The organism is Nocardia sp. NPDC050712, assembly GCF_040654295.1.
Lineage (GTDB): Bacteria > Actinomycetota > Actinomycetes > Mycobacteriales > Mycobacteriaceae > Nocardia.
Window position 1 is genome coordinate 599,335 of the sequence record NZ_JBFAHT010000001.1, and the last position, 19,249, is coordinate 618,583.

The 19,249-nt window shown below is 68.3% G+C and carries 20 protein-coding genes; 8 read left to right on the forward strand and 12 right to left on the reverse strand.

Annotated features, from left to right (window positions below):
* Window positions 1-133 precede the first annotated feature (133 nt).
* The 6 genes from AB0H76_RS02795 to AB0H76_RS02820 form a co-directional block, all read right to left on the reverse strand.
* Complete coding sequence (locus tag AB0H76_RS02795) at window positions 134-1,774, reverse strand: acyl-CoA synthetase (protein ID WP_357316431.1); 1,641 nt, start codon at window positions 1,772-1,774, stop codon at window positions 134-136.
* A gap of 185 nt (window positions 1,775-1,959) precedes the next feature.
* Entirely contained in the window at window positions 1,960-3,585 is a 1,626-nt protein-coding gene (locus tag AB0H76_RS02800; protein WP_357316434.1) for an acyl-CoA synthetase, read from the reverse strand.
* A 107-nt stretch (window positions 3,586-3,692) separates the two neighbouring features.
* Window positions 3,693-4,109, reverse strand: a complete 417-nt coding sequence (locus AB0H76_RS02805; RefSeq protein ID WP_357320344.1) for a helix-turn-helix transcriptional regulator — start codon at window positions 4,107-4,109, stop codon at window positions 3,693-3,695.
* A gap of 200 nt (window positions 4,110-4,309) precedes the next feature.
* Window positions 4,310-4,978 carry a hypothetical protein gene (locus AB0H76_RS02810; RefSeq protein WP_357316437.1) on the reverse strand — a complete coding sequence of 223 codons (669 nt, stop codon included), beginning with the start codon at window positions 4,976-4,978 and terminating at the stop codon, window positions 4,310-4,312.
* Between the two features lie 159 nt (window positions 4,979-5,137).
* Entirely contained in the window at window positions 5,138-5,647 is a 510-nt protein-coding gene (locus AB0H76_RS02815) for a winged helix-turn-helix domain-containing protein (RefSeq protein ID WP_357316439.1), read from the reverse strand.
* Between the two features lie 65 nt (window positions 5,648-5,712).
* Window positions 5,713-6,120, reverse strand: a complete 408-nt coding sequence (locus AB0H76_RS02820) for a DUF3224 domain-containing protein (protein ID WP_357316442.1) — start codon at window positions 6,118-6,120, stop codon at window positions 5,713-5,715.
* Between the two features lie 69 nt (window positions 6,121-6,189).
* On the opposite strand from AB0H76_RS02820, the gene AB0H76_RS02825 reads away from it, so the two are divergent.
* From AB0H76_RS02825 to AB0H76_RS02835, 3 genes are all read left to right on the forward strand, one after another.
* Window positions 6,190-6,978, forward strand: coding sequence for a helix-turn-helix domain-containing protein (locus AB0H76_RS02825; RefSeq protein WP_357316445.1), 789 nt, complete (start codon window positions 6,190-6,192; stop codon window positions 6,976-6,978).
* A 27-nt stretch (window positions 6,979-7,005) separates the two neighbouring features.
* Entirely contained in the window at window positions 7,006-7,470 is a 465-nt protein-coding gene (locus AB0H76_RS02830) for a T6SS immunity protein Tdi1 domain-containing protein (RefSeq protein ID WP_357316447.1), read from the forward strand.
* A gap of 202 nt (window positions 7,471-7,672) precedes the next feature.
* A complete protein-coding gene (locus AB0H76_RS02835) occupies window positions 7,673-8,017 on the forward strand; it encodes a Clp protease N-terminal domain-containing protein (RefSeq protein WP_357316450.1) in 345 nt (114 codons plus the stop codon).
* Between the two features lie 72 nt (window positions 8,018-8,089).
* Here AB0H76_RS02835 and AB0H76_RS02840 read toward each other — a convergent pair whose 3' ends face one another.
* Together AB0H76_RS02840 and AB0H76_RS02845 are read right to left on the reverse strand one after the other, a co-directional pair.
* The gene (locus AB0H76_RS02840) at window positions 8,090-9,310 is read right to left on the reverse strand and encodes an acyl-CoA dehydrogenase family protein (protein ID WP_357316453.1); all 1,221 of its coding nucleotides are present in this window, start codon (window positions 9,308-9,310) and stop codon (window positions 8,090-8,092) included.
* 33 nt (window positions 9,311-9,343) lie between these two features.
* On the reverse strand, window positions 9,344-10,735 hold the full coding sequence (locus tag AB0H76_RS02845; RefSeq protein ID WP_357316456.1) for an acyl-CoA dehydrogenase family protein: 1,392 nt from the start codon (window positions 10,733-10,735) through the stop codon (window positions 9,344-9,346).
* Between the two features lie 279 nt (window positions 10,736-11,014).
* On the opposite strand from AB0H76_RS02845, the gene AB0H76_RS02850 reads away from it, so the two are divergent.
* The 3 genes from AB0H76_RS02850 to AB0H76_RS02860 all read left to right on the forward strand — a co-directional run bounded on the left by AB0H76_RS02850 (window position 11,015) and on the right by AB0H76_RS02860 (window position 14,152).
* Window positions 11,015-12,499, forward strand: a complete 1,485-nt coding sequence (locus AB0H76_RS02850; protein WP_357316459.1) for a glycosyltransferase family 39 protein — start codon at window positions 11,015-11,017, stop codon at window positions 12,497-12,499.
* Between the two features lie 179 nt (window positions 12,500-12,678).
* Window positions 12,679-13,584: an SMP-30/gluconolactonase/LRE family protein gene (locus tag AB0H76_RS02855; RefSeq protein ID WP_357316462.1), complete on the forward strand. Its 906-nt coding sequence runs from the start codon at window positions 12,679-12,681 to the stop codon at window positions 13,582-13,584.
* Window positions 13,585-13,639: 55 nt separating this feature from the next.
* Entirely contained in the window at window positions 13,640-14,152 is a 513-nt protein-coding gene (locus AB0H76_RS02860) for a GNAT family N-acetyltransferase (protein WP_357316465.1), read from the forward strand.
* A 24-nt stretch (window positions 14,153-14,176) separates the two neighbouring features.
* On the opposite strand, the gene hisN is transcribed toward AB0H76_RS02860, so the two are convergent.
* A complete protein-coding gene (gene hisN, locus AB0H76_RS02865) occupies window positions 14,177-14,962 on the reverse strand; it encodes a histidinol-phosphatase (protein WP_357316467.1) in 786 nt (261 codons plus the stop codon).
* Window positions 14,963-15,122: 160 nt separating this feature from the next.
* On the opposite strand from hisN, the gene AB0H76_RS02870 reads away from it, so the two are divergent.
* Window positions 15,123-15,473 (forward strand): TfoX/Sxy family protein, encoded by a 351-nt coding sequence (locus AB0H76_RS02870; RefSeq protein ID WP_357316469.1) that lies wholly within the window; start codon window positions 15,123-15,125, stop codon window positions 15,471-15,473.
* A 16-nt stretch (window positions 15,474-15,489) separates the two neighbouring features.
* Here the strand turns inward: AB0H76_RS02870 and AB0H76_RS02875 are convergent, their stop codons facing one another.
* Window positions 15,490-16,068 (reverse strand): NAD(P)H-dependent oxidoreductase, encoded by a 579-nt coding sequence (locus AB0H76_RS02875; protein ID WP_357316471.1) that lies wholly within the window; start codon window positions 16,066-16,068, stop codon window positions 15,490-15,492.
* A 174-nt stretch (window positions 16,069-16,242) separates the two neighbouring features.
* Between AB0H76_RS02875 and AB0H76_RS02880 the strand changes: the two genes are divergently transcribed.
* Entirely contained in the window at window positions 16,243-17,100 is an 858-nt protein-coding gene (locus AB0H76_RS02880; protein ID WP_357316473.1) for a helix-turn-helix transcriptional regulator, read from the forward strand.
* Window positions 17,101-17,110: 10 nt separating this feature from the next.
* Here the strand turns inward: AB0H76_RS02880 and AB0H76_RS02885 are convergent, their stop codons facing one another.
* Together AB0H76_RS02885 and AB0H76_RS02890 are read right to left on the reverse strand one after the other, a co-directional pair.
* On the reverse strand, window positions 17,111-17,656 hold the full coding sequence (locus AB0H76_RS02885; protein WP_357316476.1) for a LysR family transcriptional regulator: 546 nt from the start codon (window positions 17,654-17,656) through the stop codon (window positions 17,111-17,113).
* 82 nt (window positions 17,657-17,738) lie between these two features.
* On the reverse strand, window positions 17,739-19,079 hold the full coding sequence (locus AB0H76_RS02890) for a cytochrome P450 (RefSeq protein ID WP_357316478.1): 1,341 nt from the start codon (window positions 19,077-19,079) through the stop codon (window positions 17,739-17,741).
* Window positions 19,080-19,249 lie beyond the last annotated feature (170 nt).

Consider the following 19,249-nt stretch of genomic DNA (forward strand, 5'->3'; position numbering starts at 1 on the left):
TTCACCGGCGGAATCCCGGCCGGAAGCAACTGCGAAAACCTGGGTTGCCCAGCAACTTCCGCCCGGAAATTTTGCGGCCGAAACGCAGTGGTGCCCGCCCTCCGGAGGGAGCGCGGGCACCGGGGGCCGAGAATCAGGCCTGCACGTCCATCTCGATCAGCGGCTTGCGCAGCAGCTTGCCGGTCGCGTTGCGCGGCAGCTCGTCGAGGAAGATCACCTCGCGCGGCACCTTGTACCGGGCCAGGTTCGCCTTCACGTAGTCCTTGATCTCCTGCGGATCGCGCTTGGAATCCGGGCTCGCGACCACGACCGCGCGCAGCCGCTTGCCGTACTCGCGGTCGTCCACGCCGACCACCGCGGCCTCGAAGATGTCCTCGCGGCCTGCGAGCAGGTTCTCCACCTCCAGCGGGAAGACGTTCTCGCCGCCGGAGACGATCATGTCGTCGTCGCGGCCGTCGATGTAGAGCAGGCCGTCGGCGTCGAAGTGCCCGACATCGCCGCTGGACATCAGGGTGCCGACCATCTCCTTGTTGCGGCCGTCGGTGTAGCCGGAGAAGGCGAAACCGTTGTCCACGAAGATGGTTCCGGTGACGTTCGGCGCGGTGATCGGCTTGCGATTCTCGTCGAGCAGCGCGATCCGGATGCCGACCGGCGCCTTGCCCGCGGTGGTCGGCGCCTTGCGCAGCTCCGCCGGGTTGGCCACGGTCATGACCGCGCACTCGGTGGACCCGTACAGGTTGTAGAGCGAGTCACCGAAGTAGTCCAGGCTGCGGGTGACGACGTCGGGCGCGATCGCCGAACCGGCGGCGAAGATCACCTTGATGCTGCGGGGGTCGTACTTCCCCAGCACGTCCTCGGGCTGGTCGAGAATGCGCTGCAGCATGGTCGGCACCACGATCAGCGAATCCGCCTTGTACTTCTGGATGTTCGCGAGCGTGGCCTCGGGGTCGAAGCGGCGCTGCTGGAAGATCACCCGGTTGCCCAGCGCCAAGCCCAGGGTGAACTGGGACAGGCCGGTGCCGTGGAAGATGGGCGCGGCCATCAGCATGGTGCCGCCCCGCGGCAGCGGCACCCGGTCCAGGAACTGCGCCGAGGCGATCGGGCTGACCCGATCGCGCGGCGCGCCCTTGGGGGTGCCGGTGGTGCCGCTGGTCAGGATGATCATGCCGCCCGGCTTCTCGGGGGCGGGGTGGGTGGCCGTGGACTGGCCCGCCGAGACCGATTCGATGGTCGGAATCGAGGGGTCGGCGTTGTCCTTGGCGTCCACCCAGGTGAGCACCCGCGGGATCTCGGCGGGAATGGCGCTCATCAGGCCGAAGAACTCGCTGTCGTGCAGCACCGCCTTGACCTGCTCGCGAGCCGCGACGTCGGCGAACTGTGGCTTGGCGAAGCCGGTGTTCATCAGCACCGCGCGCACGCCGAGCTTGCCGGCGGCCAGCAGGCTGAGCACCATGCCGCGGTGATCGCGGGCCAGCAGGGCGATGACGTCGCCGGGCCGCAGACCCTGTGCGGCCAGGCCGCGCGCCAGGGCGCTGGACTGCTCGTCGAGCTGGCCGTAGGTCAGCTCACCGCGCTCGTCGACGATCGCCGCGGCCTGGGGTGTGCTCTGCGCGGCATGCATCACCACGCCGGCGAACGGGCCGAACTTCAGGACGTTGATCGCGGATTTGGCGGCGTGATCGAGGCGGAGGGGATTGAAGAGCCCGCGCTTGCGCATGACGTTGACGCCGGAGGCTAGATCGCCCACCTTGCGGGCGGTGCCGGACAGAGACATCGAGAACAACCTTCCGCGATCCCACTCACCGAGCCGGCCCTGGGCAGACCAAGGCGAAGTGGTGTAGACCGCAACATCGAGATCCAGTGCTGGTGCTAACAGTAGCAAGCATCTGTGACGCGGTGTGTCACGTATCTCACGCAGCACAAAGGCCCCGCACCAGGTGCGGGGCCTTTCCCAAAGGCTCAGCCCTTGACGTCGTACTCCACCAGCACGCGGCGCAGCAGCTTGCCGGTCGGATTGCGCGGCAGATCGTCGAGGAAGATCACATCGCGCGGCACCTTGTAGCGGGCCAGGTTGTCGCGCACGTGGGTCTTGAGTTCCTCGGCGTCGGGGGTGTGCCCCGGCTCCGGCACCACGAAGGCGCGCAGCCGCTTGCCGAACTCCACGTCGTCCACGCCGATGACCGCGGCGTCGAACACGTCCGGGCGTTCCAGCAGCAGGTTCTCCACCTCCTGCGGGAAGACGTTCTCGCCGCCGGAGACGATCATGTCGTCGTCGCGGCCGTCGACCATGAGCAGGCCGTGCTCGTTGAAATGGCCGACATCGCCGCTGGACATGTAGCCGTCGATGATCTGCTTGTTGCGGCCGTCGGTGTAACCCTCGAACGGCGCCCCGGAGCGGATGAAGATGCGCGCGGTCGTATTCGCCGCGGTGACCCGCTGGTCGTTGTCGTCGAAGAGCCGCACCTCGCAGGTGACCGGCGCGCGCCCGACGGTGCCGGGCGCCAGCGCCAGTTCCTCCGGGTTGGCCACGGTCGCGACCGCGCACTCGGTGGAGCCGTAGAGGTTGTAGAGCACCGGGCCGAAGACCTGGGTGGCCTTGACGCACAGTTCCGGCGAGAGAGCCGAACCGGCCAGCACGATGGAGTTCAGCGCGGACAGGTCGTACTTGGCGCGCACCTCCTCGGGCAGTTCGACCATGCGGTGCAGCATGGTCGGCACCGCGACCAGCATCTCGGCCTTGTGCTCGGCCAGCATGCGCAAGGTGGCCTCGGCGTCGAAGCGGCGGCGCACCACCACCTTGTTGCCGATGGATCCGGCCAGCATCCAGGTGGCCAGGCCGGTGCTGTGGAAGATCGGCGAGACGATGACCTGGGTTCCCCTGTTGGGGAACGGAATCCGGTCGGCCAGCTGGGCGGGCGCGACCGGGGTGATCTTGGTACGCGGCGCGCCCTTGGGCAGGCCGGTGGTGCCGCTGGTGAGGATGATGAAGCCGCCCGGCGCCTTCGGCGCGGGCAGCGCCTCGGCTGAGTTGGCGGCCACCAGATCATCGAGAGTCTGTGCGCCGCTGGGCAGTTCGGTGCCCTCGTCGACCCAGGTCAGGTAGCGCGGCAGGTCCGCGGGCAGCGCGTCGAGCAGGCCGAGGAACTCGCTGTCGTGCAGCACCGCCTTGACCTGCTCGCGGGCGCACACCTCGGCGAACTGCGGCTTGGCGAACCCGGTGTTCATCAGGGCGATCCGGACCCCGAGCTTGCCGGCCGCGGCCATGGCCAGGATCAGGCCGCGATGGTCGCGCGCGAGCACGCCGATGACCGTGCCCGCGGTGATCCCGGCGGCCTGCAGGCCCCGTGCGATCGCGTTGGACTGGTCGTCGAGCTGGCGGTAGGTGAGCTCACCGCGCTCGTCGACCAGGCCGGGCCGATCCGGCACGACCCGGGCCGAATGCCGGATGGCGGTGGCCTGGGGTCCGTAGACCTGGGAATCCTTGACGGTCTTCAGCGACTCCAGCGGCTTGCGCGGATCGGTGACCCCCCTCTTGCGAAGTACCCCCAGCGCTTTCACGACTTCCAGCGCGTGCGCCACCTTCATCCGTACGACCTCCACGGTGAAATCTCGCGAGGCTCGCGCCCCGGCATCAACAATCCACACCGTAGCAGTGCGTAGTCCACGTCACATTGATCTGAAGACAATTGGTTTCACTCTGTTCCGTCCGGGGGAATCGCGGGCAACCCTTCGCTCAGCCGCAGCTTCTCGGCGAGGGTGGCCAGCAGATACTGCGATTCCTCGGACAGGTCGAAGGCCCGGCTGGACAGTCGGCGCAGGCCGTAGCCCTGGAGAAGCGACAGCAGGGACAGATCGTTGTCGATCTGCGAGGCGTAGGCGCTGTTGAAGAAGTAGTCCGGCTTCACCTTGAAGAAGCGCGCCAGCGCGGCCACCGTCTCGTCCGAGGGATTGCGCCGTCGGCCCGAACGCAATTGGGACAGATACGGTTTGGAGATCGGATGACCCGCCGCGGTCAGCGCCGCGGCCACCTCGGCGTTGGTGTGCGGCTTGCGGCCGGGCGGGCGCACCTGCTCGAACAGCCGGTTCAGGCGGGCGCTGAAGATCGGCAGATCGCCTGTCGCCGAGCTCTTTTCCTCGGGAAAGGCGATCACGTTGCCGGTCGCGTAGACCGCCTCCAGGCCGGTGGCGCGGGCCCGGATCGTGCGCACCCGATCCGCCGCGATCGCCAATTGCCGCGCGTAGGCCAGGCCGATCGAGGACCGGTCGATCAGCTCGCTGACCCGCGCGGCCGCGCTGTCGTCGTGTGCCATCACTGCTCCCTCCCGGCGAGGCGATTGATCCAGGCATAGTTGAGCCGCAGTCTGGCCCAGCGCCGTTCCACCGCCTTCGCGGAGCGCCAGCCGAACAGGGCCGCGATCTCGGCCGCGGTATATCCGGAAGCCTTGCCCCAGACCAGATTCCGGTCGCGCTCGGACAGCTCGGCCAGGTAGCCGAACAGCACCCGGCGATTCACCACGGATTCGGCCAGATCGGTACCGCCGCCGGTGTCGGGGAAGCCTCCGGCGGGCTCGTCGCAGACCTCGGCGAGTTCACCCGTGCGCCGGTATCTTCGGAACGCGTCGACGAAGGCGTACAGGCACGACCGGATGAAATAGGCCGATAGGCTCGCCCCGCCGTCCTGGCGCCATCCGGTGCCCGCCAAGGCTTTTCGCCGGAAGCTGACCAGCGCCGCCGACACGGTGTCGTTGGCCAGATCCTCACTCAGCCGCACCGAGACCAGTCGGCGCTCCTGGCTGGACGGGCGCAGATCGCGGCCCATGCCCTCCGCCTCGGCGAAGATATGGCCGGACCGGAGCCAGGCGGTCAGCACCACCAGGCCGTACCGGACCAGCCGGTCGGCCAGCAGATCCCAGGCGGGACCGCGAAATCCGGTCGCGCTGACCACGTCGAATAGTTCCTGCTCGGCAGCTTCGACCATGGGATCGAACTGCACGGGTCCGCCAGCGCTCGGTACTTGCGCGTCGTCGGCCACCCCACCACCTCCTGCACGGCTTTTTCCAAGGTAATAGGGCGGGTGCGGTGCCGTAACCCCCTGTCTCGCAACGAATGAGCAAACATGAGGTGTCAGGTACTGGAGTCAGCGCCGTGAGCTGGCCAAAGCCACCAGAAGTGGCACAACCCGGTTGGCGGGCACCTCGAATCGGCCGCGCCCGGCGGTCTGTAGCCAACCGACAGCAGCCAGCTGGCGCAGATGGTGATAGATCTGGCCGGAGGTGCCGACCTCGGGCAGTCCGGCGAGCTCGGCCGCCGTGCGGCGACCGGCGAGAATGGCGCGCAGCAGCCGCAGCCGCACCGGACTGCCGAGGGCGGCAAGGCATTCGGCGGCCTCGTCGGCGTCGTCCAGGAGTAGATCGTCGGTGCTGAATTCGCTCTGCCAGCCGTACTGCTCACCGGGCGGTAGCCGGACCGACCCGGTGATCAGCACGCCGCCGTTCAGTTCGTCGGCGGCCGCGTACTCCTGCTTCAGCCGGTGCAGCGCCCAGGATTCCTCGTCCACCGGTGTCGCGATCTGTACCGGGACCCGCTGCGCGGCTTCGAGTTTCGCCAGCCGCCGTTCCAACTCCGCAATGCGATCTTCCAGACCCACCTGTACGAGATTACGAAACTACGTAGGTTCGGGCAATGGTTTGTTTCTGTCCCTATCGTCGCAGGTCAGAGACGGCTGTAGGTGAGGGTGTACGTGGTGTTTCCGGCGCTGGACTCGTAGCCTCCGGTGCCGGTGAGCCCGGTCAGCTCGCCGGTGCCGGACCCGGGCACCACCGACCAGTCGGCGCGGGACTCGCCGGTGGCGGTGAAGGTGCCGGTCATGCGCAGGACGAAGGTGCCGGTGCGCCCGCCCAGGGTGCCGCGGGTGCGTTGCAGGCTGTCGAAGGTGCCGTTGCCGTCGTCGGCGGTGAACATCAGGCCCTGCCAGTCGGCGTCGCCCTCGAGATCGCCGCGGTAGAGGTCGAAGCCCTTGGCGGTGGTCAATTTCGGGCCGGGCGCGCCGAGGTCGGCGTATTCGCTCTGCTCCCAGGTCTTCGATTCGACGGTGCCCGTGGCAGTGGTTGTTTCGCTCATGGCATCGACGGTATTTCCGCACCTCGGCAGCGGTCTTGAAGAAACGCGAACAGGCGCGACAATGGGGTGATGGACCCGACCACGGAGACCCCGCCGCGCGGGCTGCTCGATCCGCGGGCCGGGGACGGGCTGTACCGGGAATCGTTCATCCCGCCCGCCGCCGGCCTGGGCGATATCGTCGCGCACCACTGGGCGGTGCACTGGGACCTGCGCGGCCGGGCGCCCCATGTGGTCGAGGTCCTGCCGCATCCCGCGGTCATCCTGGTGGTCGAGAACGGGCAGTGCCGGGTGCACGGCGTACTCCGGGGCAGATTCAGCGATGCCCTGGCGGGGGAAGGCGACATTTTCGGCACGACCTTCCGGCCCGCCGGGTTCCATCCGCTGTTCGGGCGCTCGGTCGCCGCGCTCACCGATCGGGTCCGGCCGGGAGCCGAACTCTTCGGGCCCGCCGCCGATCTGTTCGCGGCCCGCATCGCCGCCGCCCCGGTGGACGACCGCGCGGCGCTGGCGGAAGAATTTGTCCGCCACCGTCTTTCCCCGCCCGCACCGGTGGTCGCGCTGGTCAACGAGATCGTCGACGAAGTGCTCGCCGACCGGGAAATATTGCGCGTCGACGATCTCACCGCCCGATTCGGAATAGGAAAACGCAACCTGCAGAAGCTATTTCGCGAACACATCGGTGTTTCCCCGAAATGGGTTATTCAGCGCTACCGGCTGCACGAGGCCGCGCAGCGCCTGGACAGTGCCGACGCGGATCTGGCGACGGTGGCCGCGGAACTCGGATACGCCGATCAAGCCCATTTCGCGCGGGACTTCAAATCCGCGACAGGCCGACCCCCGGCCACCTACCGGGGTTGATCCGGCGGGCATCTGTAGGGTGTGGGCGTGGAATTGATCAAGTCGTTCACGACCGAACAATTCGAGTCCGCCCTCGCCGCCTGGGAATGGATCGGCCTGACGGGAAAAACGGCGCTGTGCGCGTCGTTATTCGGCGATGTCTTCTTCGATTCCGAAGAAGGCCTGTGGTGGCTCGACACCCTCAACGGCGAGCTCACCCGGCCCTGGGACAACGCCGACGACCTGGAGAAAGAGCTGGACACCGCCGACGGGATGGAGCAGTACCTGCTGGCCACTCTCGCGGCCGATACCGCGGCCACCGGCCTGGTACCCGCCGAGAACGAGGTCTACGACTTCGTCCAGCCCCCGATCCTGGGCGGCGAACTCGAGGTCGCCAATGTCCAGGTGACCGATTTCGTCACCGCGCTCAGTATCGCCGGCCAGATCCACGGGCGAGTTGCCGACCTGCCGCCCGGCGCCGAGATCGACCCGCAATTGCTGGTCCTGGAATAGCTGCAACGTGCGTCGTATGAGCCGACGCATCCGGGTAATCGCCCTGTCGTGCGGCCTTGCGGTTTGTTTGTAGGGTTTTCCGGCGCATAGGGGGATGATGGGATCACCAAGCCGCTGAGGCGAATTCGTCGTCTCGGCATCATGGCTCTTGCTCCAGTCCCCGGCATTCAGCCTTCAGCACACCTATGCACCGGAGGCCAGAGTGACGACGACTGCGCGCCCCAGCACCAATGGATCCGCATCCCCGGATCCCGTCCCGCCTCTGACCCCCACCCGGATCGACGGCTGGATTACCCCGGACCTCGAGTTGGTGCTGCAACGAGCGGTCGACATCGCCGATACGGCGGGTCACCGGCAACTACGCGTGGAGCACGTCGCGCTCGCGATGCTCGAGGATTCGGACTCCGGCATTCGATCAGGCTGGAACCGCCCACTGACCGCGGCGCAATGGCAGGCCGTGCTGTTCGCGGGCTTGCCTGCCCACGAGTTGGAGCGAAAGCAGACGCACCAGGTCACCGACATCTTCTGCTGGCGTTCGGTCCGCTGAGCCAGTCCCGCAGACGCGAAATCCGGTGCGAGTCGAAACGCTGACTCACACCGGATTCCGTTGTCTACCAGGTCACTTCAGTTCGGCGCTGGTCTTTCCGAGCACGCGCCGGGCCACGATCAGCTGCTGGATCTGCTGGGTGCCCTCGAAGATGTCGAGGATCTTCGAGTCGCGGCCCCACTTCTCCAGCAGGGTGTGCTGCGAGTAGCCGATGGTGCCGGCCAGCTCGACGGCCTTGAGGGTGACGTCGGTGCCGGTGCGGCCCGCCTTGGCCTTGGACATCGAAGCCTCGAGCGAGTTCGGCTTCTTGTTGTCGGCCATCCACGCGGCGCGCAGGCTGAGCAGGTAGGACGACTCGTAGTCGGCCTCCATGCGCAGGAACTCCGCGGCCGCGGCACTCTGGTTGTTGACCGGAGTGTCGTAGGACGGCTCGATGCCCGCGTCCGCGAGGATCTTGCGCAGCTCCTCGAGCGCGGCCCGGGTGACGCCGACGGCCATCGCGGCCACCAGCGGACGGGTGTTGTCGAAGGTCTGCATGACCCCGGCAAAACCCTTCTCCACGTTGACTTCCGGGCTGCCGAGGATGTTGTCGGCGGGGATCCGGCAGTCCTGCAGCAGCAGCACCGCGGTGTCGGAGGCCTTGATGCCGAGCTTGTGCTCGAGCCGCGCCACCGACAGGCCCGGAGCGTCGCGCGGCACGACGAACGACTTGATCGCCGCGCGGCCCAGGCTCTTGTCCACGCTGGCCCACACCACGATGTGGGTGGAGCGCTGACCGGCGGTGACGAAGATCTTCTCGCCGTTGAGCACCCACTCGTCGCCGTCACGCACCGCGGTGGTGGTGACCGCGGCCGAGTCCGAGCCGAAGGACGGCTCGGTGATGGCCATCGCGGCCCACACCTTGCCGAACCGCTCCAGCTGCTCGTCGGTGGCGACCGCGGCGATGGCGGCGTTGCCCAGCCCCTGGTACGGGATCGACAGCATCAGGCCGACATCGCCCCAGGAGGTCTCCAGCGCGTTCAGCAGCGCGGACATGTTGCCGCCGTTGCTGTTCCCGAGCAGCTCGGTGGCGTGCTCGTCGTCGTCGGAGCGACCGCCGGCCGCGCCGCCGATCTTCTGGGTGCCGGAGTCGGCCAGGCCCTCGACCATGGCGGCCATGGTGTCCAGCTCGACCGGGTAGTCGTGCTCGCCGAGGTCGTACTTGCGCGAGATCGGGCGGAAGATCTCCTGCGCGACCTGATGCGCCTGGTTGGCGCTGGCCCGCAGCTTCTTGGGGAGTTCGAGATTGATCATGAGGAAGTCTCCTGGAAGTAAGGAACGGGCCGGTTAGATGAGCACGACACCTTCGGCGACGCCGACGGCCCGCAGATCGCGGTACCAGCGCTCGACCGGGTGTTCCTTGGTGAAGCCGTGGCCACCGAGCAGCTGCACGCCGTCCAGGCCGATCTGCATGCCCTTGTCGGTGGCGAGCTTGCGAGCCAGCGCGGCCTCGCGACCGAAGGACAGCCCCTGCTCCGCGCGTGACGCACCCCGCAGAGTCACGAGACGGAGGCCGTCGAGTTCGATCGCCATGTTCGCGACCATGAAGGCCACCGCCTGGCGGTGCGAGATGGGCTCGCCGAACGCCTCACGCTCGTTCACGTAGGGGATCACGTAGTCGAGCACGGCCTGGCCGGTGCCGGCGGCGAGCGAGGCCCAGCCCAGGCGGGCCAGGCGCACCGCGTCGGCGTAGTCCTCGGCGCGCGACTTCGAGTCACCGTCGCCCAGGATGGCTTCGGTGCCGACCGCGACGTTGTTCAGGATCAGGCGACCAACGCCCGCCGCGCGCAGACCCATGCTCGGGTCGGCCTCGACGACCAGGCCGGCGGCGTCGGACTCGACGATGAAGATCGCCGGGCGGCCGTCCAGCTCGGCGGCGACCAGGAACAGCTCGGCGTCGGCGGCGGCCGGCACCAGCGACTTCACGCCGTTGAGGCGGTAGCCGCTGGGGGAGCGGGTGGCCTTGGTCTGCAGTGCGAACGGATCGAACAGGGCGCGCGGCTCGCTGATCACGACCGAGGCCTGCGGGACGCTCTCACCGGTGAAGGCGGGCAGGTAGGTCTGCTGCTGGGCGTCGGTGCCCCACTGTGCCAGCGCGACCGCGACGCCGGAGGGCGCCAGGATCGGCAGGGCCAGACCCATGTCACCGTGCGCGAGCGCCTCGGCGACCAGGGAGTTGGTGACCGCGCCGCGCTCGGAGGCCGCGCCTTCCAGCTCCTCGGGCACGTTGATCAGCGTGATGCCCAGCTCGGCGGCGCGCTCCAGCAGATCGCGCGGGGCCTTGGCGGCGCCATCGGCTTCGTAGGCGGCCGGGCGCAGGATCTCGGCGGCGAACTCGCGCACCGTCTCGACGATCATCTGCTGCTCGTCGGAGGGCGTGATGTCGAACAGGTCCTTGCTCTTGGACTCGTTCTCCGGCAGCCGCTTCGGCTGGTTGCCGCCCGCGACCTTGTTGAACACGCGGGTGGCCGCGCCCAGGGTGCGGAAACCGGTCTTCGTGCCCTCGTAGGTGACTCGCTCGATCGGCTTGCGCAGGTTGTACTTCTCGGCGAGCTCCGACCCGGTAAGAGTCGTCATCACCCGCATCGCCGCCCCCATCCAGTCCCGTTTGGGGTGGCTGAGGCCGACTGCGGACGTGTCTTGACGTCGCGTCGTTGCGCTGTCTCGAGTACTCATCATCACCTGTTTTCTCGGGTGGGTGGGGTGAGGTCTGGTCCCAGCTATCTTACTGCGGAGTAAGTCTATCTTACTCCTCGGTAAGAACTGCGTCGAGCCGCAGCATACGCGGTTGTTTGCGGTCACGGCAGGGGGGTGGGTGCGACTGTGCTCGGGAATAGTGCGGAGGTGCTGGTCGGCGCGGTTTGCGGGGTGGGTTCCGAGGCGGTTCGTACCCCAGCGTGCGGGTGGCAAACGGGGGTGCGGCGGTAGAACCTTTGTTCGGAGGCGCTCGGTTGCTGGATGGTCGGCGGCCCGGAGCCGGTGGCGGCCTGCGGCACGCTGTGGGACAGTGGCGGAATGTACTGGGTGGCAGGCGCTTTCGCCGCCATTTTGGCCGCGTTCGCGAACCGCTATGGATATCACCGGGACGAGCTGTATTTCCTGGCGGCCGGGCGTCGTCTGGATTGGGGTTATCCGGATCAGCCGCCGTTCACGCCGCTGGTGGCTCGGTCGGTGTCGTCGATCGATGCGGATTCCCTGGTGCTTTTGCGAGTTCCAGCGATACTCGGCGCGGTGCTCGTGGTCCTGTGCGCCGGCTGGATGGCCCGGGAACTCGAGGGCGGGCGCGCGGCGCGGGCGCTGGCTTCGGGTGCGGTGGCGAGCGCGGCGCTGGTGCTGGGGGTGGGGCACCTGCTCAGTACGGCGGTGTTCGACCTCGCGGCCTGGGCGCTGATCAGTCTGCTGGTGCTGAAGCTGCTGAACGGTGCCGACACGCGGTGGTGGTTGGCGGTCGGCGTGGTCACCGGCGTCGGGTTGCAGAACAAGGCGCTATTGGTCTTTCCGGTGCTCGCCCTTGTGGTTTCGCTGGTCGTAGTTGGACCGCGCAAAGTCTTCGCCACCAGATACTTTCCTGCCGCGGTCCTGATCGCGGGGTTGATCTGGCTGCCTTATCTGCTGTGGCAGGCGAACAACGGGTGGCCGCAATGGGCGTTGAGCCGGGCGATCGCGGGCGGATCGTCGGGCACCTCGGATTCCGCGATCGAATTCGCGCTCTTGCAATTCGGGTTGATGGGCCCGCTGCTGGTGCCGCTGTGGGCGTACGGGCTGTGGCGGTTGTGGCGTGCGCCGCGCTATCGCGCGTTCGCGGTCGGCTACGCGCTGCTGTTCGTGGTCTTCCTGACGACCGGCGGCAAGGCGTACTACCTGGGCGGGATGTACCCGATCCTGCTGGCCGCCGCCGTGGTCCCGGCCGCCGCCTGGCTCGCGCGCCATCGAATCCGCTGGGCAGTAGCGATTTCCCTCGTCCTGGTGAACGCACTCGCTTCCGTGGTCCTGTTCCTGCCGGTGCTCCCGATTTCCTCGTTGAACGACTCTCCGGTCCTGGCCGTCAACTACGACGCGGGCGAAACCATCGGCTGGCCCGAATTCGTCCGCCAAATCGGCCAGGTCCGCGCCGCCCTCGGCCCGGACGTCACCATCCTCACCGCCAACTACGGCGAGGCCGCCGCCATCGAACGCTTCGGTGCCCCCTACAACCTGCCTACCCCGTACTCCGGCCACAACGCCTACTGGTGGTGGGGCCCACCGGCTTCCACCCCAGAAACCATCACCATCGGCATCGACCCCACCCAGCTCTCCGACTTCTTCACCGACTGCCAACCCGTCACTCGCATCGACAACGGCCTCGGCATCGACAACGACGAACAATCCGAACCGGTCTTCCTCTGCCGCGACTCTCGCGCCCCTTGGGGCGAACTCTGGCCCCGGGCAAAGCATTTCGGCTGAAACATCCGACACGATGCCCGTAGTGAAAATTATTGGGGTGGAGCATATTTCGATCGCGCGAGCGCGTTTCGCGGGCTGCGGGCGGCGCGCGGGTGATGGATTGGGCTGTTAGGTTGGCTCGCATGATAAAAGGGCTGGGGAGTCGGCGTATTCGGGCTGTCGGAATAGCGTGCGCGCTGGTGGTCGGGGTGATCGCCGGCGGGCCGCAGGCGGGGGCGGATCCCGGGACGTGTTCGGCGGGATGGGAAGTCGGGAAGGTCGTCAGTGGGATCGGGAATCTGGAGAATCTGGATTCCGATGGGGTGGGCGGTTTCTATGTGACGGGGATTCTCGATGGGTATCTGGCGCATGTCGATGCGCGAGGGCAGGTCGAGAAGCTGGTCACCGGGTTGAAGAACCCGGCGGGAGTGCGGGTGGACGGGAAGTACGTGTATTTCCTGACCGGTGACGGCTTCATGGAAGATCCCGGCACGCTGCAACGCTTCGATCGCGAAACCCGGACGGTGACAACGCTGCTCACCGGTCTGAACGGTCCGAACGGCCTGCTGCTGCTGCCGGACGGCGACCTGCTGTTCACCAACATCGGGGTCAACGGCGTGCCGAGCGGCATCTCGCGCTACCGGCCGAGCACCACCGAGTACACCAAGACCTGGGCGAATGTGCCCCTGTCCAACGGCATCGCACTCGCGCCCGACGGCGCATCGATCTATACCGACAACTTGACCCTGCGGATCTTCCAAATCCCCCTGGACCGCCCCGGCGAGCAGAAGGTGGTCGTCGGGGTCCCGCAGCTGATGGGCCTGCTCGACGACATGGAGGCCACCCGCACCGGAAAACTCTTCGTCGCCGACCACATGCAGGGCGCGATCTACCAGGTCGACACCGCCACCGGCGCGGCCTGCTCGATCGTCACCGGCCTGATCAAATCGGGCGCCGAGCGCAACCCACCGGACGGCGCCACCTCGGTCCGCATCGCCCGCGACGGCGACACCTGGACCCTGTTCGCCACCAGCATGGACGGCACCCTCTACCGCCTGCGCCCACCGCCCGGCCTCGACCTCACCCCTGCCACTCCCCAGCGCTGAACCGGCGTCCGGGCACGGCAGTACTGTCGGTCTTGATTCGGTGAGAGGAGTGGTGATGATCGAGACGGCTCCGATGGTGCCCGCTCGGCCCGCGGACGCGACGGATATCGCCGGGCTGCGGGATCGGCTGGCGCAGTGGATGGTCGAGAACGGGATCGCGCAGTGGCTGCCGGGGGAGTATCCGGCCGAGGTCGTCGCCGAGGAGATAGCGCGCGCGGAGTGGTTCGTGTGGCGTGAGGGCGGCGCGCTGCTCGCGACCGTGCGGCTGATCTGGCGCGACCCCGAGTTCTGGGGTGCGGACGATGCCGAAGCCGGATACATCCACGGCCTGATGGTCGCCCCGGAACAGCGCGGCCGCGACCTCGGTTCCCGGATCATCCAGTTCTGCGCCGAGCACACCCGTGCCCGGGGCATCACCCGGCAGCGTCTCGACGCCGCCGCCGACAACCAGGTGCTCCGGAAGTACTACAACGCACAGGGTTTCACCGAAATCCGGGAGGCGCCCCTGCCGCCACAGTTCCAGGGAACCGCGGCGGTAGTCCTCTTCGAGAAGCAGCTTCCCGCTTAGCTCGGGCCGCGGAGCGCGGCGGCCTTACGCGCCCAGGCGGCGGAGGACCTCGTCCTGGAGCCGGCCGTTGCTGGCGACGGCGTTGCCACCGTGCGGCCCGGGCCGTCCGTCGAGCGCGGTGAACGTACCGCCGGCCTCCCGGACCAGGATGTCGAGCGCGGCCAGATCCCACAGCGACACTTCGGGTTCGGTGGCGATGTCGACCGCACCCTCGGCGAGCAGGCAGTAGGACAGGAAGTCGCCGTAGCCGCGGACCCGCCAGACATCATCGGTGAGCTGGATGAACTCCTCGCGCAGGCCGCGATCCCGCCAGCCGGAAAGACTGGAGAAGGCCAGGCTGGCCGAGCCGAGTTCGGCGACCGCGGACACCGAAATCTGTTTCGCCGCCTCGCTGCCGAACGCCGACCAGGCGCCGTTGCCGGCCGAGGCCCACCAGCGCCGGGCCAGCGCGGGCGCGCTGACCACGCCGAGCACCGGGATGCCGTTGTCCAGCAGGGCGATCAAGGTCGCCCAGACGGGGACGCCGCGCACGAAGTTCTTGGTGCCGTCGATCGGGTCGACCACCCACTGCCGCCCGGTGAACTCGACGTCGCCGCCGAACTCCTCGCCGAGCACCGAGTCGTCGGGCCGCGCGTGCTCGAGCAACACCCGGATCGCCTTCTCCACCGCCAGGTCGGCGTCCGACACCGGCGTCAGGTCCGGCTTCGAATCGACCTTCAGGTCCAGCGCGCCGAAGCGCGTCTTGGTGATCGAGTCGGCCTCGTCGGCCAACCGGAGAGCGAGTTCGAGGTCAGAGGAGTGCGCAGCCACGACCGAACCCTATCCGGCGCGCCGAAGCGGCCGGTGCTCGGCACGCGCGTGGCGAACGGCACCGGCCACGGTCGGCTCCGGCGTGCCTGCGCCGGATCCGGGCCTCGATGCGGAAAGTTTGCGATGCCACCACGCAATGCCGCGAACAGGAGCAGGAACCGTGCCTTTCGACCACGCGCTGACCGACCGCATCCGCGAGTATCTCGACGACCGGGCGGTGATTGCCGAGGTACCGCTGTTCGGCGGCCTCGCCTTCCTCGCACATGGCCGAATGTTTGCCGGTGTCTTCGCCAGTGACCTGTGGGTCCGGGTGCGCCCCCGAAACTGGGCGGCCGCCCTGAACCGCCCGGGTGCCCGACCATTGACCGTCGGCAATCGCCCACCCGCCCGCGACTGCCTCTACGTCGCCGGCGAGGCCCTCGACGACGAAGCGCTCGATCGCTGGCTCACCGCCGCGTGGGACTCCCTTCCGGAAACCCGCCCCAGGCTCGTGCTTGCCATCTCGCGCTAGCGGCCGGATCCGGCGATCACCCGACCGCCACACTGCGGGCGGCGGTCAAAGCGGCCGACCACCAGCGCAACTGGTCGAGCATGGCCGCGGCGGCGGCATTCGGCTCCTCCGGATCGATCAGCTTGCCCGCCTCGTCGAACAGCAGGTAGTAGCGCGGGAACGAGACGTAGTTGCGGACGGTATGGGCGTTGAGCTCGTTGAAGACCTGGCGCAGGTGCTCGATGGCGAGCAGGCCGCCGCTGACCCCGCTGTAGCCGACGAAACCGATGGCCTTCTCGTTCCACTGGGTGAAATGCCAGTCGATGGCGGTTTTCAGCGAGGCCGGGTAGCTGCGGTTGATATCGGGGGTGACGATGACGAACGCGTCGGCGGCGCCGAGCCGCTCGGTCAGATCCACCATGCCGGCGGGCCGGGGCGGGTTCGGCTCGAACATCGGGGACGTGGCGGGCAATTCCAGCGGCAGGTGCGCCTCGGCCAGATCGATGACGTCGACCTCGAATCCGCCGTGCGCGGCGGCCTGCTCGACGAACCAGCCGGCGACGGTGGGGCCGAAGCGGCCGTCGCGGACGCTGCCGATGATCACTGCGAGCTTCATGAGATGCCTCCTTCGGATGCCGGCCGGGAGTCGGCCGCTCCTCGAATCTGCGGCCGCGCGGCCCGCCCAGGAAGACCGCGGTGAGAGTGGTAGTGACAGGGTCACCTTCGGACCGCCGGATCTTGTTAAGTTCGAAGTGTTCGGGAGTGACCCGCAAGGGGAGGAGCGCGGCAAGTGAGCGAGAACGAACTGGGCCTGTTCCTGCGGAGCCGCCGTGAGGCCGTGACGCCCGCTCATGTGGGTTTGCCCGCGGGGCCGCGCCGGCGGACACCGGGTTTGCGTCGCGCCGAACTCGCCATCCTCGCCGGGGTCAGCGTCGAGTACATCATCCGGCTCGAGCAAGGCCGGGACCGTCGCCCGTCACCGTCGGTGCTTTCGGCGATCGCCGACGCGCTCCACCTCGCGCCGAGTGAACGCATTCACCTGTACCGGCTGACCAAAGCGGCTGACGCGGGATTCAGCTGCATAGGCGCCGCGGGCCCGGCGCGCACGGTTCGTCCGCCGGTTCGGGCGATTCTCGATCATCTGGAACCGACCGCGGCGGTGGTGGTGAACCGTCTCCGGGATGTGCTGGGCTACACCGCGGGCTATCACCGGCTGATGGCGTCGAGCGGTCTGCTCGAGGACCCGGCCACCGCGAACCTGGCGTTGTTCGTCTTCGGGGAGTCCCGTGCTCGTCAGTTCTATCCGGATTGGGAGCATCTCGCCGACCAGCAGGTCGCCGCGCTCAAGCAGGGTCCGTTCCGCAATGATCCGTCCACCGCGGCGCTGGCCGATCAGCTCGAGATCATCGCGGGGGAGGAGTTCACGCGCCGTGTCGCGACCGTGCCCAGCTTGCCCGCCGCGACCGGGACAGTTCGTCTGGAACATCCGGCGGCGGGCCGGCTTCGCCTGACGTATGAAACCCTGGATCTGCCCGCGGACGACGATCAGCAGTTGCTGATCTATCTCCCGGCCGATGAGGCGACCGCGGTGGCGTTGGACAAGTTCGCGGGCCGGCATCCGGGTGCGCTGCGCGCGGTCTCGGGCTGACCGCTGCGCGTCAGTCCGGCAGCCAGTGCAGCTCGTGCGCCAGGGTTTTGGCGACGGCACGGATGCGGCGGTGTAGCGGCGACTGCTCGCGCGGGAGGAACCGGCGTACGCCGGGGCCCGGCTGTTCACCGCGGGTGATCCCGGCATCGATGCGGCCGTCGGCGACCGCGGGCGAGATCTCCGGTGTCGCCATCGGGACCGCGCCGACCTCGAGTCCCGGGCTGCTGCGAATCAGCCTGTCCACCAGGGCCGGAACCGTCTCGGCCCCCGTGCTGAGGCTGTATCCGATGCGCAGCGTGCCCAGTTCGCCGGCCGCCGCGCTCCGGGCGGTCTCCCATGCCCGGTCCAGCGCCGCCAGCGCGGGCGGCGCGGCCTCCGCCAAAGCCGCACCGGCCGTGGTCAATACGACGCTCCGGGTATTACGGACCAGCAGGGCGGTACCGAGTTCCGTCTCCAATCGGCGCATCTGGGCACTGAGCGCGGGCTGTGCGATACCGATCCGAGCGGCCGCGCGGGTGAAGTTCAACTCCTGCGCCAGCACCGCCGACGTCGCCAACTACGCCACCGGCGGTGTCGTCATCGTCCACTATCCGGTGCGGGACGGCGTCGGCTGAGTCGGCGCGGAGTTCCGGCCGCCGTCAGCGCACGCGCAGGGTGATCCGCCCGTTCTCCGCGGGGCTCAGGCCGGTGTGGAAGCGGCGCGGCGGTTCGACGGGCCCGGAAACCGTCTCGATGCGGCGCTGTTCGAGGATGGTGCGGAACAGGATCCGCGCCTCCGCGAGGGCGAATTGCGCGCCGAGGCAGCGATGCGGTCCGGCGCCGAAGGTCAGCCAGAGATGGCCGTTGATGCGTTCGTCGATGAAGCGTTCGGGGCGGAACACCATCGGGTCCGGGTAGTGCTGCGGGGATTCGTGAATCAGCAGGACCGGGACGATGACGAGGGCGCCCTTGGGAATCTGCACGCCGTTGATCACCGTGTCGCGCAGCGCGCGCCGGCCGGTGAAGGGGGAGACCGGGCGCAGCCGCATGGTTTCGGCGACCACGGCGTCCAGGTACGCGTCGAGTCGGGCGCGGTCGCCGGAGTCGACCGCGGCGTCCACCTCGGCCATCGCCTCGGGGTGCCCGGCCAGCATGGCGGCGATCCAGCCGAGGGTGATCGCGGTGGTCTCGTAGGCGCCCAGCAGGATGCCGCGCAGATTGCGGGCCAGCGCGGCGTCGTCGTGCTGATCGAGGTCGGTGCCGACGTATCGCGACAGCACGTCGGAGCGTTCGGCCGCGTAGCCGGGATCGGCCCGGCGGGCGGCGATCTCCTCGAGGATGACGACGTCCACGTCCGCCTGGCGGCGACCGAGCGGCGGGTAGGGCGGCGTGTACCCGCCGAACAGCGGGGTGAGCAGGGTGACGGCCAGGAAGCCGCGGCTCTCGATCGCCCCGAACCATTCGCTCACCGCGTGCTTCAGCCGGTCGGCGCGGGCCGGGGCGACGTCACCGAAGACCACCCCGAGCAGCACGCCGATGGCCAGGTCATAGCCGACCGTCAAGAACTCCAGCGGTTCGCCGACCGGCCAGGTGGGCAGCTCACGCTGGACCACCTCGACCATGAGGTCCTCGTAGGACGCGAGCGCCTTGTGCTGGAACGGCGGCGAGAACAGCTTGCGTTCCCGGCGGTGCTCGGCGCCGTCGAGGAAGATCAGTGTCTCCTTGCCGAACATCCGGTCGTGGCTCGACAGTCGGCTCAGCACCTGCCCCAGGGAGAAGTCGTCCTGATTGGCGAACAGCGCGCGCACATCGTCCATGTCGTGGGTGACCAGCATGGTCGGGAATCCCGGCGGCGCGACGACGAACCGTTTCCCGAATTCCAGCAGCGGCGAGGAATGCGTGCCGGGGCGCAGCAGTCCACCGAGCTGCCCGAAATCACGAATGCGTAGTCGGGGGAGCTGGCGCAGCGTTATCGGGGTGGCTACCGGAGTGTGTGACACCCAGCCATCCTCACCGCTGGTCCCACTCCTGGCAAACGCGAAATCGGCACGGCCGCAAACGGCTTCGACCTGCACTGCCCCTACTTTTGGGGGCTACCGGACAGCGCGCTTGCCGACGGTCGACGGCACACCGTAAATATGGCTACTGTGGGCGCCGATCTGTCGCCCAC

What these genes read in the sequence shown, in the direction of transcription:
- AB0H76_RS02795 (WP_357316431.1), bottom strand. Translation starts at nt 1,774, where the DNA reads ATGTCTCTGTCCGGCACCGCCCGCAAGGTGGGCGATCTAGCCTCCGGC.
- AB0H76_RS02800 (WP_357316434.1), bottom strand. Translation starts at nt 3,585, where the DNA reads ATGAAGGTGGCGCACGCGCTGGAAGTCGTGAAAGCGCTGGGGGTACTT.
- AB0H76_RS02810 (WP_357316437.1), bottom strand. Translation starts at nt 4,978, where the DNA reads ATGGTCGAAGCTGCCGAGCAGGAACTATTCGACGTGGTCAGCGCGACC.
- AB0H76_RS02820 (WP_357316442.1), bottom strand. Translation starts at nt 6,120, where the DNA reads ATGAGCGAAACAACCACTGCCACGGGCACCGTCGAATCGAAGACCTGG.
- AB0H76_RS02825 (WP_357316445.1), top strand. Translation starts at nt 6,190, where the DNA reads ATGGACCCGACCACGGAGACCCCGCCGCGCGGGCTGCTCGATCCGCGG.
- AB0H76_RS02840 (WP_357316453.1), bottom strand. Translation starts at nt 9,310, where the DNA reads ATGATCAATCTCGAACTCCCCAAGAAGCTGCGGGCCAGCGCCAACCAG.
- AB0H76_RS02845 (WP_357316456.1), bottom strand. Translation starts at nt 10,735, where the DNA reads ATGATGAGTACTCGAGACAGCGCAACGACGCGACGTCAAGACACGTCC.
- AB0H76_RS02850 (WP_357316459.1), top strand. Translation starts at nt 11,015, where the DNA reads ATGGTCGGCGGCCCGGAGCCGGTGGCGGCCTGCGGCACGCTGTGGGAC.
- AB0H76_RS02860 (WP_357316465.1), top strand. Translation starts at nt 13,640, where the DNA reads ATGATCGAGACGGCTCCGATGGTGCCCGCTCGGCCCGCGGACGCGACG.
- AB0H76_RS02875 (WP_357316471.1), bottom strand. Translation starts at nt 16,068, where the DNA reads ATGAAGCTCGCAGTGATCATCGGCAGCGTCCGCGACGGCCGCTTCGGC.